Here is a 14,391-nt window from a genome sequence, read left to right on the forward strand (position 1 = left end):
TTTTGTCTTGTTTGACTTTCGTTTCCTGTCTATGTGGTTTTCTAGGTCCTTCCGGAAATCCTTCATTTTTCAAGGCTTTCCGTGCTCGCGTGTGCCGCGAACATTTAATATATTACCACCTGTTTACTCCCTTGTCAACATCTTTTTTTCGGATTTGCAAACTTCTTTTTTGACTGAAGTAAAATGGGCCGTTTCTACCTTTATACAGATCAATTCAGCACCTTCTCCATCCTACAGAATAAACTCTGCCTTCCGGTTCACCGTCGGCTGTGCAGTGATTCTAAATCTTAATTCTTGCCGGTGCAACAGAAATGTCTGAAGGATGTGTCACACTAAAATCACAGGAACACAAAAAATCCGCACAGAATTTATCGCACCGAATCTCATCAGATCACCTGAAGTAGTGCTGGAACTGCTCGTTCAGGTATTGCGTAAACGCTTTCCTTGCCTTCAGATAACAGTCCCTTCCGAGTTCCACCCTGCACCCGTTGCTGAACGTGATGCTTTGCTGCTTCATACACTCCACCTTTTCAAAATTGATGATGATTCCGTCTGAACACCTGTAAAACTGCCGTCCCAGACATCCCGCAATATTATCCAGTTTCTCATAATACTGAAAATCGCCGCTTTCTGCTTTAATCTCCAGTTTTCGATAATTCCTGGAAATCATCATTACATCGCTGATTCGCACTCTCGTCGTACAAGCTTTTGTTACAATCGGCAGGTAACCCACATTCGTATCCGTCATCATAAGCCTCCTCTCCGCTTCTGTTCATTTTTTCCTTTAAAAAACGCTCGTATCTAAAAATAGTATGTGTATTCTTTATTTTACAGCAAATGCGTGAATTTATCACCGGACATTTTCCGACTCTAACCGCTTCTTTGCCTCCCTTTCTCCGACCTTTTCCGACTTCTGCCGACCTCCGCCGACCTTTTCCGTATCGTTTCCGTCTACAGGTCTCCCGGTCATCAATAAAAAACACCCGCAAACGCAGGTGTCTTCATTCTTATATATCCATGCTCGCAGATTTTGACTCGCATGTCTGTGATTCACATATCTTCTCCCTGAGCCTCAGCTTCAGGGACAGTTCCTTCGACGGAAGGTTCTTCCTCAGAAAGGTTTTCCGTAGGAGCCGTATTCTGGAGTTCTGCACCATCCTCAGGATTCTCGAAATCTTCATCAGAAGCACTTTCATCACGGACATAGGTAATCAAGTCCTCCGCAATCTCCCAGGCCGCAATGGAAACCGGCCGGTCGCAGTGCGCGTCTTCCGTCAGCGCAGGCTTTCCATCGATCAGATCACGGGCTCGCTTGGCCGCCAGAATCGCGATTGTATAACGGCTGTCCGCTTTTTTTCTGATTTCATTTATTGACGGGTATAACATTTAGATCTCCTCCTTATATCTCTCAATCAGTTCGTTTATATTCTCCGTCACCCGGGAGTGCTCCGCGACGACGATTGCTTTGACGCGATCCACCGCCTCCTCCAGTTCCCCGTTTACGACGACATAATCATATTCTTCAATATATGACAATTCTCCCAGCGTTTTGGAAAGACGCATATCAATAATATCCATGCTGTCTGTTCCCCGTCCCGTCAGACGTTTGCGCAGAATCGACATCGAGGGCGGAAGGATAAAGATGAAAATTCCATCAGGATACGCTTTTTTTACATTCATCGCTCCCTGAATATCGATTTCCAGAACAACATCAATTCCGGCTTCGAGTTTTTCGATGACCTTCGCTTTCGGCGTGCCGTAACAGTTCCCGTACACCTCCGCGTGCTCCAGGAATCCGTCCGCGAGAACGTTCTCCCGGAACTGCTCCATTGTCACAAAATAATAACTGACCCCGTCTACCTCTCCCTTTCTGGGCGGGCGGGTCGTCATCGATACAGACAGTTCCATTCTGTCCGGATCGCTGTCTTCAATCAGTCTTTTGCAAATCGTTCCTTTTCCCGCTCCGGAAGGACCTGAAATGATAAACAGTTTTCCCGTATGCTGTGCGTAAGCTTCCATTCTAACTCCTCTGATTGTCATTTTGTCAAAACAAAATTATACCACGTTTGCGATCACGGTTCAAGTCCTGTCCGTCGGGTAATACACATGTCCGCCGGGTAATGCATATGTCCGTCGGGTAATGCACATGTCCGCCGGATTGCACAGGATGTCCACGGTGTCCTCGCGGGATGTGCTCGGGACCGCAGCACACTGTTTAGCGAACAAAGAGTTATTCGATGTTCTGCACCTGTTCGCGGATTTTTTCTATTTCCGCTTTAATCTGAAGCATCAGCGACGTGATCTCGAGATTGTTTGCTTTAGAACCGATCGTATTCGCTTCCCGGTTCATTTCCTGCACCAGAAAGTCAAGTTTCTTCCCGTCGGCTCCGCTGCTTTCAGTAATGATCGTCTTCATCTGATCCATATGGCTCTTCAGACGGGTGAGTTCCTCCGTTATGTTACATTTGTCGGCAAAAATCGCCGCCTCCACCATGATCCGGTCCTCGGGAATTTCAACGCTTCCCTCCAGCAATTCACCAATGCGGTCACGCAGCCGTTTCGCATACTCTCTCGGAACATCATCCGCTTTAACCTCGATCCGGGATACCAGCTCGCGAATAAGGTCTGCCCGCATCAGCAGATCCTGCGCCAGTTTCCTGCCCTCCGCTGCACGCATTTCTTCCAGATTCTCCACTGCCTGCATCACCGGCGTCAGAATGCAGCGGGTCATCTCATCCTCGTCCTCAACATCCGGAATCTGTTTCAGAACCTCCGGCATCTGCGCGATCAGAGACAGACTGATCTCACCATCCAGACGGAATTCATTTTTCAGCCGGTTCAGATTTTCGATATACTGATCGGCGACAGGCTCGTTCAGACGAATCGTCACATCGCTTTCTGTAATATTCTCCACAAGTATGGAAACATCCGCTTTCCCCCGGCTGATCTTTCCCCTGATCGTCTTTCTGACTTTGTCTTCCGCAAAAGAATATCTGCGCGGCATTCTGACCGCAATATCGCAGTAGCGATGGTTTACTGTTCTGATTTCAACCGTGACGTTCCGTTTTCCATCGGAAAACTCTCCGCGGCCGAAGCCGGTCATGCTCTTGATCATTTTCTGTCCTCCTGTACGTCCTCTGCCCTGTATAGTCTACCATAATCCGCCTTCATTGACAAACCAATATCGCTCAAGTAGAATAATACTGTTCCGCCGCAGCGGGCGTACCGACAGGATCAGCCGGACCGGAAGAAAAACCGCAGAGCGGCAGAGCGGCGGCTCTGTTCCGCCGCGCAGATTCCGGCGCAGCCTGCCGGACAGCGACAGAAAGGAAACAGAAATGGCATTTGACGGAATTATTACCCAGGCGATTGCCAAAGAGCTGGCAGAGCAGATCACTCTGGGGAAAATCGATAAAATTTATCAGCCGGAGGCGGACGAGCTGGTTCTCCACATCCATACCCGGAAAGGAAACCGCCGGCTTTATATCACAGTTGACAGTTCAGCGGCCTGCATCCGGTTCATCGGAGAGAATCCGGTGAATCCGCCGCAGCCGCTGCCCTTCTGTATGTTGCTTCGCAAGCACATACAGGGCGGCCGGATCGTAGCTGTGGAGCAAAAGGATTCTGAACGAATCCTGGAGATTTCACTCGAAACTCTGAATGAGCTCGGATTTACTGTGGCACGGAAGCTGATTATCGAAATCATGGGAAAACACAGCAATATCGTACTGGTAGACATGACGACAGGAAAAATCATAGACAGCATCAAGCGGATTTCCATCGATGTCAACCGGGCGCGGCAGCTCCTTCCCGGCAAGCTCTATGAATATCCTCCGGCCCAGAACAAAATCCCATATAAAGAGGCCACCGAAGAAGATCTGAGAAACGCCGGAGACACAGGGAAGGCTGTCCTTTCTAAAATCGGCGGAATTTCCCCTGCAATCGCTGACGAACTGGCTGCACGGGAAGATCGTTATGAATTTCTGGCGAGCGTGATGCGAAGCATCGAAGAACTTGAATTTGTTCCCCGTGTATACGTCGACGAATCAGGTACGCCCCGGGAATTTCATATCGTCCCGCTGACCGCATTTGAAGAGAGCTGCAGTGTCATGACTTTTGAAAGTCTGAGCCGGGCTATGGGATGGTACTTCGAGCATAAACGGAGCTCAAACCGGGTGCGGCAGAAATCACATGATCTGGTACGATCGGTGAACGCGTCTCTGGACAAGCTGTATCTGAAAAAGCAACGGCTTTCCGAAGACCTTCTGCAGGCGGAAAACTCAGACAATCTTCGCCTTTACGGGGAGCTTCTGACCGCGAATATCCATCAGATGCGCCCGGGAATGAAGGAAATCACAGTGACAAATTATTATGACGGCAGTGATGTGACCATCCCGCTGGATCCACGGTACTCTCCCAACAAAAATGCGCAGCAGTATTTCAAACGTTTCGGCAAGGCGAAAACCGCCGTGAAGGAGAAAAAGCTTCAGCTGGAATCGGCACAGCAGAACATCGACTATCTGGAATCCGTGCTGACATTTCTGAACAACACAGACAGCATCCGGGAAATCGAAGACCTTCGTGAAGAGCTGGAAGAAACGGGATTCGTCCGCCGACGCAGACAAACCGGACGGAAAAGGAGGCAGAAGTACAGGCCTGAACCCCGCCGTTATACGACAAGCGACGGATTCCGGATTCTGGTGGGACGCAACAACCGGGAAAACGATATCCTGACATTGCAGACGGCCGGAAAAACCGATTACTGGTTTCACACCAAGGATATCCCGGGGTCTCACGTGATCCTTTTCACCGAGGGACATGAGCCCACCGAAACTGCGATACTTGAGGCGGCTTCTCTGGCCGCGTTCCACAGCAAAGCCAGGGAATCCGAAAACGTTCCGGTGGACTATGTCCGGGTCCGTTACGTAAAAAAACCATCCGGGGCAAAGCCGGGGATGGTTATTTTCACAAATAATAAAACGGTATGGGTAAATCCCGGAGAGCCGGTGTCAGAGAATAGCACGCGCACCTGAACACACATACGTACGCCCGCGTGAGTCCGGAAATCTGCTTACGTACGCTCGCGCGGGTCCAAAACACGCGGAGTCTGAAAATCATTTCTTCTTTTCTTTGTCGCCGCGAGTTCCCAGTTTCTCACGGATCGCCAGCATTCTGCGGTCGGTGTCCGCGATGGTATCCGCACAGGCCTTCAGTTCTGCAGCGATTTCATCCGCCTTATACTGCGGCAAATCTTTTTTGTACCTGATCTGATGCTCCAGGCTCGCCCAGAAATCCATAGCGACAGTACGAATCTGCACTTCGACCCGGATCGGCTGTTTCTCGTGCGTAAAGAAAACAGGAACCTCCAGAATCATATGATAACTCCGATATCCGTTGGGTTTGGGATTCTTGATATAATCCTTCACCTCGATCAGCGTGATGTCATCTTGCTGTACCAGCATTTTCGCAACTTTGTAGATGTCGTCCACAAATGCACAGATCACACGCACGCCGGCCACATCGTTCAGATTTTCTTCAATCGAACGCAGATTGATGTCATTTCCCTGTCGAACAAGTTTTTCGTAGATGCTTGCCGGTTTCTTCAGCCTGGAATGAATAGAGGAAATCGGGCTGTCATCCTGTGTCAGCGTCAGTTCGGAATTCAAAATCTCCAGTTTGGTCCGTACCTCCAGAATTGCAGACTCGTAGCGCATCATCAGATACTCGAAATCATCGAATGCGATGAGCACATCCTCCGGATGGCTCGGCATCAGCTGTTTCAGAAGATCGCTGGGAATCTCATTCACACTGGCAATTTTCGCCTCGCTCATTTTCAAGACCTCCTGCAGTTCATTTCTGCATTTCGACATTCAGAGTCGAATCCATGACATCAGAAAAAGTTCCTCTTGCTTTCCCCATACAACGGTTTTACAGTATCCATACAGCAGTCCCTCACTGTGCGATGTATCGGATAAGAGAGGAGGAACCCATAAAAGAGTGCAAATATACACATTGCTGATCGCATGAAATCAATCGACAAACCAATTCAAATTCCCCTGTCTCACAATACGAAGAAAATCACTCCCCTACCGTCATCCTCAGTACCGGGTCTGCATCGGAACGTCTCTCACGGGCGTTCCGTTTTACTTCTCAGCGTGCAGACCACACGCCGGAACTCTTCCGGAGGATCAACCCGGAATTCCATATATTCTCCGCAGGAAGGATGGACGAATCCGAGAATTCCTGCGTGAAGCATCTGCCCCTTAACATTGAATATCTGTTTTTTTGATCCGTACAGCGGATCGCCGATAAGCGGATGCTTGATATAGGCCATGTGAACCCGAATCTGATGAGTTCTTCCAGTCTCCAGTTGACAACGGATCAGCGTATATTCTCCGTAGCGCTCCAGCACGCGGAAATGCGTGACCGCATCCTTGGCTCCTGCGCCGTTCACCGCTTTTTTCAGTCGGTTTTTCGGGTCTCTTCCAATCGGCAGATCCACCGTGCCCTCGTCCTGACGGATGTTGTCCTGCACCAACGCTAGATATTTCCTTGTGATTGTGTGCTCATACAGCTGTCTTGAAAGGGAAACATGTGCCCGGTCATTCTTCGCCACCATCAGAAGTCCGCTGGTGTCTTTGTCGATCCGATGCACAATTCCCGGACGGATGACCCCGTTGATGGATGACAGGCTGTCGCCGCAGTGATACATTATCGCATTGACCAGTGTTCCATCCAGATTCCCGACGGCCGGGTGCACGACCATTCCCACCGGTTTATTCACAACCAGAACGTCATCGTCCTCATATACGATGTCCAGCGGGATGTTCTGGGGCTCGATTTCCAGCTCCACGGGATCCGGGAGAACCACATCGATTATATCACCGGCAGCAGCCTTATAATTCTTGGATGTGCACTGTTCGCCGTTGACGCGGATTCCTCCGAGATCAAAGATGTTCTGAACATGAGAACGGGACATCCCGTCAATTGCCTTCGCCAGCACTGAATCAAGGCGTTTGCCTGCTGTTTCTTCACTGATTTCATACCTGAATCTTTCGATCGTTCCTATCCTCTTTTCTGTGATAATTTCTCTCCTCGGAAAACAAATATCATCAGAAGGCCGCAACCCACTGTCACAGCAATATCTGCCACATTAAACACCGGCGGGAACAACGAGAAGGAAAACATATCCGTCACATAACCGAATACAATACGGTCAATAAAATTCCCGATGCCGCCTGCCGCGATCATAGTCAGAGACAGCTTGCCCAGCCAGTGCATCTGACGGTTTTTCAACAGGAAAACGACGATCAGAACCGTCATGACCAAAGGAAAAACCATCAGAAATCCCCGCATGCCCGACAGGATTCCCCATGCAGCCCCGTTGTTCCGGATATATGTGATCCGAAAGAAATTGCCGAGTACAGCAACAGCGCCTCCCAGCGGCAGAGCCGCGCGGACGGCTGCCTTCACAAGCTGATCAGCAAGCAGAATCCCCGCCGCAGCAATAAAATATCTCATACAGTTCTTACGGGGCAGTAAACTGCCCCGCCTCCGCTTCATATTTCAATACTTCGCATCGAACCGACGACTTAACGGCCGTCCGGGTTCTGATGCAGAAAAGCCTCTGAACCGTTCATCACGATCGTCTTGGCGTTTTCGTCGAAGTCTGGCGAAGTTTCTCCCTGTTCCAACACCAGGTCGGTCAGGGTTTTGTCAGTCATATTTTCCGTCGGTTCCTCGTCAGCAACGTCCGCCTGGACCGCTACAGGTTCAGAGAACAGATCATCCATCGGGGTCCTGACCGGCGCGACAGGTTCATCACTGATCGTCTCGCTGAACAGCCCCGCAGCGATGGCCGGATCCTGCATATCATTCTCAACGGCCGGAGCCGGTTCTTCCTCCAGCTCTGTTCCCGGATAGAAATCACTCCGCAGATCTGCGAACAGATCGTTCTGAACACCGTCAATCCGGTTCAGTTCCTGCTTCAGAAGTTTCTTATAGTTGCTCCTGAACGTGTTCAGGTGCGACTTCATCGTATCACTCTGACTGGTCAGATTGGCGACGGATTCTCTGGCGTCCTGTACGATCCGGGACGCATCGGCGTGCGCGTTCTTAATGATCACTTCCGCTCTCTTTTCCGCACTCTCGGAGATGTCGCTCATGAGACTCTTCGCCTGTTCGATGGTTTCCATCACAGAAGACTCGTTCTGCTTGTGCTCCTGAATTTCCGCCTGCAGATCAGCAACGTTCTTTTTCAGTCGTTCGTTCTCCGCCAGGAGGGACTCCATTCCCATCATGATCTCGTCCAGGAACTTGTCTACTTCTTCCCTTTTGTATCCCTTCAGCGCGGAAGTAAATACTTTTTGTTCAATATCCTGTGGTGTTATCATATGCCTCCCCCTTCACATTGTTACAATGCGATTAAGACTATAATCCGTATCAGCACCCTCTCGACAATCTCGACCAGAAAGAACGCCAGCAATACTGAAAAATCAAACATACCGGTATTCCATCGGCTGAGCAGCTTCCGGCAGGGCGCCACCATCGGTTCCGAAAGCCGTACAAACGCCATATAGGCTTTCCCCATAGATGAATATGGATCTCTCGCAAACCAGCTGAGAATCGCTCTTCCCATCAGGATAAAAATCAAAATGTTGGCGAACCAGCTGATCGCTCTTATCAGTGTATAGACCAAATTTTACTTCCTCCAGGGGTTATCTGCTTTCATTGTCGCTCTGTCATCCGTAGGGAATTCCGGTCCCGACCGATCCTCGGAAATACCTCCCGCAATATCAACATTCTCTGGCGCGAAAATAAAGATATTATTCGCTACCTTCTGGACGTTTCCGTTCAAAGCATAGGTTGCTCCGCTCAGGAAGTCAAAGATTTTTCTGGCGGTCTCGGTCTCCAGTTTCTCCAGGTTGATGATGACCGGTTTTCTGCTCTTGAGACTGTCTACGAGTTTCGGACATTCCTCAAAGGTCTTCGGCTCCAGCAATACAAGCTTGAACGCATTGGTACTGGTCACTGTAAATCTCCTTTCTCCCCGGGCGGGACTGGAGGATGTCATCGGCGGTGTCTGATGACGCTCCGGCGCGGGCGCCGGTGCCGCCTGAGGAACCTCCTTCGCAGCGCTTCTCATCGGCGCCTGCTTCGTCAACTGATCTTTTGCCGCATTTACTTCCTCTTCCGTGATCTCATCAAGCTCCTCGATGCCGATCAGCTTCTTCATGGAATCCCCAATGCTCATAATTTCTCCTCCTGTTATTTCTCTTCTTTTCTATAATCACGATATCCGAAGATCGCAGTTCCTACCCGGATCAGGTTGGATCCCTCCTCCACGGCTACCTGAAAATCGTGTGTCATGCCCATGGACAGGTACCGGAAATCCACCCGGTCTGTTTTCTGACCCGCATATCTGTCATATATCTTCTTCACCGCCGCAAAATACGGTCGGGCGTCCTCCACATTCTCCTCGAACGGCGCAATGCACATCAGTCCGCGGATCCGAATGTTCGGGCATTCTTCAGAAATCTGCTGAATAAGCTCGTCAGTCTCATCTGTAGTAATTCCGAATTTGTTTTCGTCCATTGCCGAATTGACCTGAATCAGGATATCCATCGTCAGATCATGCTGCGCAGCCCGTTTGTTAATCTCCTTCGCCAGGTGGAAACTGTCAACGGAGTGAATCATGCAGACCTTGTCGATGATATACTTGACCTTATTCGTCTGCAGGTGGCCGATCAGATGCCAGCGAACTGGTTTCACCGAGTCATATTTGTCCATAATCTCCTGGACTTTATTTTCCCCGATATCTGTAATCCCGGCGTCGATCGCTTCATTGATCTCTGCCGGAGTATGGAGCTTGGTCACCGCGACCAGAAGAACATCCTCCGCCTTCCGTCCGGACTTCTCCGCCGCCTGCGCCTTCAGCTCGTTTACATAATCGATGTTTGATTTAATTGACATTACTCTCACCGTCTTTTCTTATAAATCTTTATTTCAGGCTCTTCTGAGCACCTCATCGTAATTCTGCACGGTACTGACCGCATTTCCGTCGGAATCATAGAAACTGGAGCTGCTGATCACGGATTTCTTTCCGTCTGTGGTAATCACCTGAACAGGCGTGAATCTGTATTTCCCGTTGTTCTGCCGGACATAGACTCCCTTCCGCCCGTTCTTTTTCGTGATGCTGGAGTTGTAAATCACAAGCCCCGTCGCATCGGATGTGATGATTTTCACCGGCACCGTCCGCACCGATGCGAAGTCTTTATAATAATAATCTGTCCGGATCACCAGTTTCAGACGGCCTTCCTCTCTGTTCACTCCCGTCACCCTTCCGTAGATCTCTGTCTTCTGATTCAGCACCAGAGTGTACCGTTCGCCGGTCTTGTACCGGCTCCTGTTTTCGAGAGGAACATAGCACACCATATACCAGCCGGACCGATCCACAATTTTGAAGACCGGGTCGCCCTTCGCGACCTCGCTCCGTGCCAGATCAATGCTTTCCGCCTTTCCCAGTTCCCTGAAATCATCGTATTTCTTTTTGTCAATATCAGAGGGGGTAAACTCAGCCTCGTATCCGTCGGCATAATAACTCACAACTCCCTCCGCCTGTGCAGCGAAACTGCTGGTCGTGATTCCCGCGTTGCCGACGTTCTCCCGAATCCTCCGGTATCTGCGCTGTTCCCGGTCATCATTGCTTCCTGTCAGCGTCATGACCTTTGTGCCCTTCCGAATCAGTTTGCCGGCACTGATGTAGCGGTTTTCCTCTCCGCCCGTACCGGCAAAGTAGATCTTCTCATTCCGGACAATGTATCCGTCTGTTTCATCGGAAATCTGAAGTTCACCATATTCCACGGTATAGGAAGACCTCAGCGCACCGGTCAGCGTTGGAATCACATAGATTACACAGTAGAGCGCCGCCAGCACGAGAATGAACAATAAAATTGGCTTTCCTTTAATACCCTTCATAAAATCCTCTTTTACCTATTCTACAACATTCCCAGTACTTTTTCCATCACTTTCTGTTCATCTTTTGGCAATTCACCGTGTTTCTTCACAAAATCTTCAAACAGCTCCGGTCTCCTCTCCGCCGTCAGCCGCAAGGCCTCTTCAAACCTCCAGAGATCTATTTTTCTGTGATCCCCGGACAGCAGAATTTCCGGAACCTCCAGTCCCCTGAAGGAGCGCGGCCGGGTATACTGCGGATACTCCATCAACCCGGAATACACTGATTCCCCCATCGCGCCCTCTTCGCTTGCCAGCACTCCGGGAATCAGTCTGGACAGCGAATCCATCAGTACCATCGCCGGAAGTTCTCCTCCTGTTACGATATAATCTCCGATGGAAAGCTCCTCTGCATTCCAGTAATCCAGAACCCGCTGATCTACACCCTCGTAATGGCCGCAGAGAATCACCAGTTCCAATTCCTCTGCCAGAGATTCCAGAATCTCTCTGCTGATGATCTTCCCTCGAGGAGACATGTAGATAACTTTCTTTGTTCCCGCATCCACAGCCTCCATCGCACCGAAAATCGGTTCTGCCATCATGACCATGCCCGGCCCGCCTCCGAAGGAATAATCGTCCGCCCGATTATGTGGATCGCGGCTGTAATCCCGGATATTCACAAAATTGAATTCCAGAAGTCCCCGGTTCGCAGCCCGTCCCAGGATGCTCGTCGTCATCGGAGTGAACATCTCCGGAAACAGCGTCAGAACATTGAATTTCATGGCAGCATCCCTTCTATCAGAGCGACCGTGATGCGCCGGGTCGTCTCATCGATTTTTTTAACAAAGACAGGTACCCCCGGAATCAGAACCTCCCCACCGTCTTCTATGTTCACGACATACACCGGCTGCGCCCGCTCAGTGAGTACATCCTTCAGCGTCCCGACGATACGGCCGGAGGGTTCATCATACACCTCCATGCCGATCATATCCCGGATATAGTGCTCGTTCTCTGGTAGCTCCGGAAGTTCCTCCTCACTCATATAGACGTTTTTCCCCCGCAGCCGCTCCGCCGTGTCGCGATCATCCACGCCCTCCAGTTTCAGCAGGATCATGTTCTTCTGATGACGTACCTGCTGAATGCGGTACCGGTTCCCGCCGGCAAAAATCTGTTCCAGTTTCTCGTAGCGATCCTCCGACCCCGAATAATTATAGACCTTTACTTCGCCGGAAAGGCCGAACACGTTCACGATTTTTCCGATCAGTATCTTCTCACTCATAGTTCTCCGTATTCATCCGCAAAAAATCATCAAAGCACATGGAACCCTGCCCCAGAAGTTCAGGTCTTCCATGTGCCGATCTACTCTTAGTTCACACCGTTTTCCAATGCTTCCCCTCCGCCGTTTTCCTCCTCGAATTCCTCCTCCGAGATGATCTCGACGATCACTTTCTTCTTCTCTCTGGTAGCGGCCGCCTTGACAACCGTTCTCAGAGCCCTGGCGATGCGGCCCTGCTTACCGATCACCTTGCCCATATCGTCGCCGGCGACCCGAAGCTGCAGAACGCTGCCCTGCCTGTCATCCTTTTCCGTTACAATTACCTGATCCGGATGATCCACAAGGGATTTTGCAATGGTTTCGACTAACTTTGTCATTGCGTATCACCGCTTTCCTATTCAATGATTCCGGATTTCTTCAGCAGATCCTTTACAACATTTGTCGGCTGCGCACCCTGGGCCAGCCATTTTTTCGCCTTTTCGTCGTCGATGCGAATGACATTCGGCTCCACCATGGGATCGAAATAGCCGATCTCCTCGATGAATCTTCCGTCTCTCTGTGTGCGGGAATCTGCAACAACAACTCTATAAAAAGGCTTCTTGTGTGCTCCCATTCTCTTCAATCTGATTTTTACCATTTTATTTCCTCCATCTTTTTATATGTTTTGTTAAACAAAATATGAAACAATTTGTTCCGCCGCTTCCGGCACTTTCCGGCGCTCATCGCGCTGCGGCGCTCTCAAAGTTGTGCTGCGGCGCATCCGGGCGCTTTGCTTCAGACTCCGTGGAGCTTTCATCCCGGTCCTGATGCAGTCAGGTTTTTTAAAACAGTCCGCGCAGCATGCGGTTTTTCTTCATGGCACCGGGTCTGCTGAACTGCTTCAGCATTTTCTTTGTTTCCTCATAACGCTTGATCAACGTATTGATCCGGCTCACCGGAAGTCCGCATCCCGCTGCAATCCGCTTGCGCCGGCTGGCGTTCAGGATACTCGGATCCTGCCGTTCTTCCTTTGTCATGGAATAGATGATGGCTTCATACTGACGGAACTCTTTTTCGCTCTCGTCGAGGTTGACATTCTGCATCTGCTTACTGCTGACGCCCGGCATCATCTCCAGGATCTTGCCTATGCCCCCCATGCGTTTGACCTCGCCCATCTGCTCCAGAAAGTCCTCCAGCGTGAACTGGTTCTTTTTCAGGCGCTCCAGCTGCTTTTCCGCCTTCGCCTCATCGTAGTCCCGCTCAGCGTTCTCGATGAGGGAGAGCAGGTCTCCCATTCCCAGAATGCGGCTGGCCATACGATCCGGATGAAAAGCTTCCAATGCGTTGTATTTCTCGCCGGTTCCCAGAAACAGGATCGGTTTTCCCGTAACTTTTCTTGCGGACAGTGCGGCTCCTCCTCTGGCGTCTCCGTCCATCTTTGTCATGATGATTCCGTCCACATCCAGCTTTTCGTTAAAGCCCTTCGCCGCATTAACCGCATCCTGACCGGTCAGTGCGTCCACTACCAGCAGAATCTGGTGAGGCTTGACCTTTTCCTTGATGTTCTGCAGTTCCTGCATCAGCTCTTCATCGATCTGCAGGCGGCCGGCGGTGTCTATAATCAGAACGTTATATCCCTTTTTCTCTGCCTCCGCTCTGGCGTCATTTGCGATCTTAACCGGATCCTGGCAGTTGCGGTCGGTATAAACCGGAGTCCCGCAGGCCTTTCCCACAACCTCCAGCTGGTCGATCGCCGCCGGACGGTATACGTCGCAGGCCGCAAGCATAGGCTTTTTCCCTGATTCCTTCAGGTAGTTGGCCAGTTTGCCGCAGGTGGTCGTCTTACCTGTACCCTGAAGTCCCGCCATCATAATGGTCGTAAATCCTGTCGGTGAATAGCTGAGTTTGACATTTTCGCCTCCCATCAGCTCCGTAAGCTGCTGATCGACGATTTTAATCACCTGCTGCGCCGGGGTCAGACTCTTCATGACCTCCTCGCCCAGACACTTTGCCTTGACATCCGCCACGAATTCCTTCACGACCTTGAAGTTGACGTCTGCTTCCAGCAGAGCCAGTTTGACCTCGCGCATCGCCGCGTCGATATCCTTCTCTGTCAGAACGCCTTTCCCCTTCAGATGTTTAAAGGTATTCTGTAATTTATCTGATAAACTCTCAAATGCCAT

The 14,391-nt window shown here is 50.4% G+C and carries 18 protein-coding genes; 1 reads left to right on the forward strand and 17 read right to left on the reverse strand.

Annotated elements, in window-relative coordinates:
- Positions 1-391: 391 nt before the first annotated feature.
- From FYJ64_RS05035 to FYJ64_RS05050, 4 genes are all read right to left on the reverse strand, one after another.
- The gene (locus tag FYJ64_RS05035) at positions 392-748 is read right to left on the reverse strand and encodes a LytTR family transcriptional regulator DNA-binding domain-containing protein (RefSeq protein WP_206045546.1); all 357 of its coding nucleotides are present in this window, start codon (positions 746-748) and stop codon (positions 392-394) included.
- A 302-nt stretch (positions 749-1,050) separates the two neighbouring features.
- Positions 1,051-1,386 (reverse strand): DNA-directed RNA polymerase subunit omega, encoded by a 336-nt coding sequence (rpoZ, locus tag FYJ64_RS11655; protein ID WP_154574125.1) that lies wholly within the window; start codon positions 1,384-1,386, stop codon positions 1,051-1,053.
- Positions 1,387-2,040, reverse strand: coding sequence for a guanylate kinase (gene gmk / locus FYJ64_RS05045; protein WP_235897117.1), 654 nt, complete (start codon positions 2,038-2,040; stop codon positions 1,387-1,389).
- Positions 2,041-2,230: 190 nt separating this feature from the next.
- Complete coding sequence (locus FYJ64_RS05050; RefSeq protein WP_154574126.1) at positions 2,231-3,115, reverse strand: YicC/YloC family endoribonuclease; 885 nt, start codon at positions 3,113-3,115, stop codon at positions 2,231-2,233.
- A gap of 223 nt (positions 3,116-3,338) precedes the next feature.
- On the opposite strand from FYJ64_RS05050, the gene FYJ64_RS05055 reads away from it, so the two are divergent.
- On the forward strand, positions 3,339-5,033 hold the full coding sequence (locus tag FYJ64_RS05055; RefSeq protein WP_206045547.1) for an Rqc2 family fibronectin-binding protein: 1,695 nt from the start codon (positions 3,339-3,341) through the stop codon (positions 5,031-5,033).
- 81 nt (positions 5,034-5,114) lie between these two features.
- Here the strand turns inward: FYJ64_RS05055 and FYJ64_RS05060 are convergent, their stop codons facing one another.
- The 13 genes from FYJ64_RS05060 to ffh all read right to left on the reverse strand — a co-directional run bounded on the left by FYJ64_RS05060 (position 5,115) and on the right by ffh (position 14,391).
- A complete protein-coding gene (locus tag FYJ64_RS05060) occupies positions 5,115-5,831 on the reverse strand; it encodes a GTP pyrophosphokinase (RefSeq protein ID WP_154574128.1) in 717 nt (238 codons plus the stop codon).
- Between the two features lie 296 nt (positions 5,832-6,127).
- Entirely contained in the window at positions 6,128-7,108 is a 981-nt protein-coding gene (locus FYJ64_RS05065) for an RluA family pseudouridine synthase (RefSeq protein WP_427810759.1), read from the reverse strand.
- The gene (lspA, locus tag FYJ64_RS05070; protein WP_206045548.1) at positions 7,066-7,521 is read right to left on the reverse strand and encodes a signal peptidase II; all 456 of its coding nucleotides are present in this window, start codon (positions 7,519-7,521) and stop codon (positions 7,066-7,068) included. Before lspA ends, FYJ64_RS05065 begins: the two co-directional genes overlap by 43 nt.
- A 71-nt stretch (positions 7,522-7,592) precedes the next feature.
- Positions 7,593-8,393 carry a DivIVA domain-containing protein gene (locus FYJ64_RS05075; RefSeq protein ID WP_154574131.1) on the reverse strand — a complete coding sequence of 267 codons (801 nt, stop codon included), beginning with the start codon at positions 8,391-8,393 and terminating at the stop codon, positions 7,593-7,595.
- A gap of 20 nt (positions 8,394-8,413) precedes the next feature.
- Complete coding sequence (locus FYJ64_RS05080) at positions 8,414-8,698, reverse strand: YggT family protein (protein WP_154574132.1); 285 nt, start codon at positions 8,696-8,698, stop codon at positions 8,414-8,416.
- Between the two features lie 3 nt (positions 8,699-8,701).
- Entirely contained in the window at positions 8,702-9,253 is a 552-nt protein-coding gene (locus tag FYJ64_RS05085) for a cell division protein SepF (protein WP_235897118.1), read from the reverse strand.
- A 14-nt stretch (positions 9,254-9,267) separates the two neighbouring features.
- Positions 9,268-9,972 carry a YggS family pyridoxal phosphate-dependent enzyme gene (locus FYJ64_RS05090; RefSeq protein ID WP_154574133.1) on the reverse strand — a complete coding sequence of 235 codons (705 nt, stop codon included), beginning with the start codon at positions 9,970-9,972 and terminating at the stop codon, positions 9,268-9,270.
- A gap of 33 nt (positions 9,973-10,005) precedes the next feature.
- Positions 10,006-10,977: a biotin/lipoyl attachment domain-containing protein gene (locus FYJ64_RS05095; protein ID WP_154574134.1), complete on the reverse strand. Its 972-nt coding sequence runs from the start codon at positions 10,975-10,977 to the stop codon at positions 10,006-10,008.
- Between the two features lie 20 nt (positions 10,978-10,997).
- Positions 10,998-11,735, reverse strand: a complete 738-nt coding sequence (trmD, locus tag FYJ64_RS05100) for a tRNA (guanosine(37)-N1)-methyltransferase TrmD (RefSeq protein ID WP_154574135.1) — start codon at positions 11,733-11,735, stop codon at positions 10,998-11,000.
- Positions 11,732-12,232 (reverse strand): ribosome maturation factor RimM, encoded by a 501-nt coding sequence (gene rimM, locus FYJ64_RS05105; RefSeq protein ID WP_154574136.1) that lies wholly within the window; start codon positions 12,230-12,232, stop codon positions 11,732-11,734. The genes trmD and rimM overlap by 4 nt, the downstream gene beginning before the upstream one ends.
- A gap of 86 nt (positions 12,233-12,318) precedes the next feature.
- Complete coding sequence (locus FYJ64_RS05110; RefSeq protein ID WP_154574137.1) at positions 12,319-12,606, reverse strand: KH domain-containing protein; 288 nt, start codon at positions 12,604-12,606, stop codon at positions 12,319-12,321.
- Positions 12,607-12,623: 17 nt separating this feature from the next.
- Positions 12,624-12,866 (reverse strand): 30S ribosomal protein S16, encoded by a 243-nt coding sequence (gene rpsP, locus FYJ64_RS05115; protein WP_075712409.1) that lies wholly within the window; start codon positions 12,864-12,866, stop codon positions 12,624-12,626.
- Positions 12,867-13,050: 184 nt separating this feature from the next.
- The gene (ffh, locus tag FYJ64_RS05120; protein ID WP_154574138.1) at positions 13,051-14,391 is read right to left on the reverse strand and encodes a signal recognition particle protein; all 1,341 of its coding nucleotides are present in this window, start codon (positions 14,389-14,391) and stop codon (positions 13,051-13,053) included.

Source organism: Hornefia butyriciproducens (assembly GCF_009695915.1).
In the GTDB taxonomy this organism is placed as follows: domain Bacteria; phylum Bacillota; class Clostridia; order Peptostreptococcales; family Anaerovoracaceae; genus Aminicella; species Aminicella butyriciproducens.

Bases quoted from the DNA above. Each gene is read 5' to 3' on its own strand.
- FYJ64_RS05035 (WP_206045546.1), bottom strand. From the start codon at position 748: ATGACGGATACGAATGTGGGTTACCTGCCGATTGTAACAAAAGCTTGT.
- rpoZ (WP_154574125.1), bottom strand. From the start codon at position 1,386: ATGTTATACCCGTCAATAAATGAAATCAGAAAAAAAGCGGACAGCCGT.
- gmk (WP_235897117.1), bottom strand. From the start codon at position 2,040: ATGACAATCAGAGGAGTTAGAATGGAAGCTTACGCACAGCATACGGGA.
- FYJ64_RS05050 (WP_154574126.1), bottom strand. From the start codon at position 3,115: ATGATCAAGAGCATGACCGGCTTCGGCCGCGGAGAGTTTTCCGATGGA.
- FYJ64_RS05055 (WP_206045547.1), top strand. From the start codon at position 3,339: ATGGCATTTGACGGAATTATTACCCAGGCGATTGCCAAAGAGCTGGCA.
- FYJ64_RS05060 (WP_154574128.1), bottom strand. From the start codon at position 5,831: ATGAGCGAGGCGAAAATTGCCAGTGTGAATGAGATTCCCAGCGATCTT.
- lspA (WP_206045548.1), bottom strand. From the start codon at position 7,521: ATGAGATATTTTATTGCTGCGGCGGGGATTCTGCTTGCTGATCAGCTT.
- FYJ64_RS05075 (WP_154574131.1), bottom strand. From the start codon at position 8,393: ATGATAACACCACAGGATATTGAACAAAAAGTATTTACTTCCGCGCTG.
- FYJ64_RS05085 (WP_235897118.1), bottom strand. From the start codon at position 9,253: ATGAGCATTGGGGATTCCATGAAGAAGCTGATCGGCATCGAGGAGCTT.
- FYJ64_RS05090 (WP_154574133.1), bottom strand. From the start codon at position 9,972: ATGTCAATTAAATCAAACATCGATTATGTAAACGAGCTGAAGGCGCAG.
- FYJ64_RS05095 (WP_154574134.1), bottom strand. From the start codon at position 10,977: ATGAAGGGTATTAAAGGAAAGCCAATTTTATTGTTCATTCTCGTGCTG.
- trmD (WP_154574135.1), bottom strand. From the start codon at position 11,735: ATGAAATTCAATGTTCTGACGCTGTTTCCGGAGATGTTCACTCCGATG.
- rimM (WP_154574136.1), bottom strand. From the start codon at position 12,232: ATGAGTGAGAAGATACTGATCGGAAAAATCGTGAACGTGTTCGGCCTT.
- FYJ64_RS05110 (WP_154574137.1), bottom strand. From the start codon at position 12,606: ATGACAAAGTTAGTCGAAACCATTGCAAAATCCCTTGTGGATCATCCG.
- rpsP (WP_075712409.1), bottom strand. From the start codon at position 12,866: ATGGTAAAAATCAGATTGAAGAGAATGGGAGCACACAAGAAGCCTTTT.
- ffh (WP_154574138.1), bottom strand. From the start codon at position 14,391: ATGGCATTTGAGAGTTTATCAGATAAATTACAGAATACCTTTAAACAT.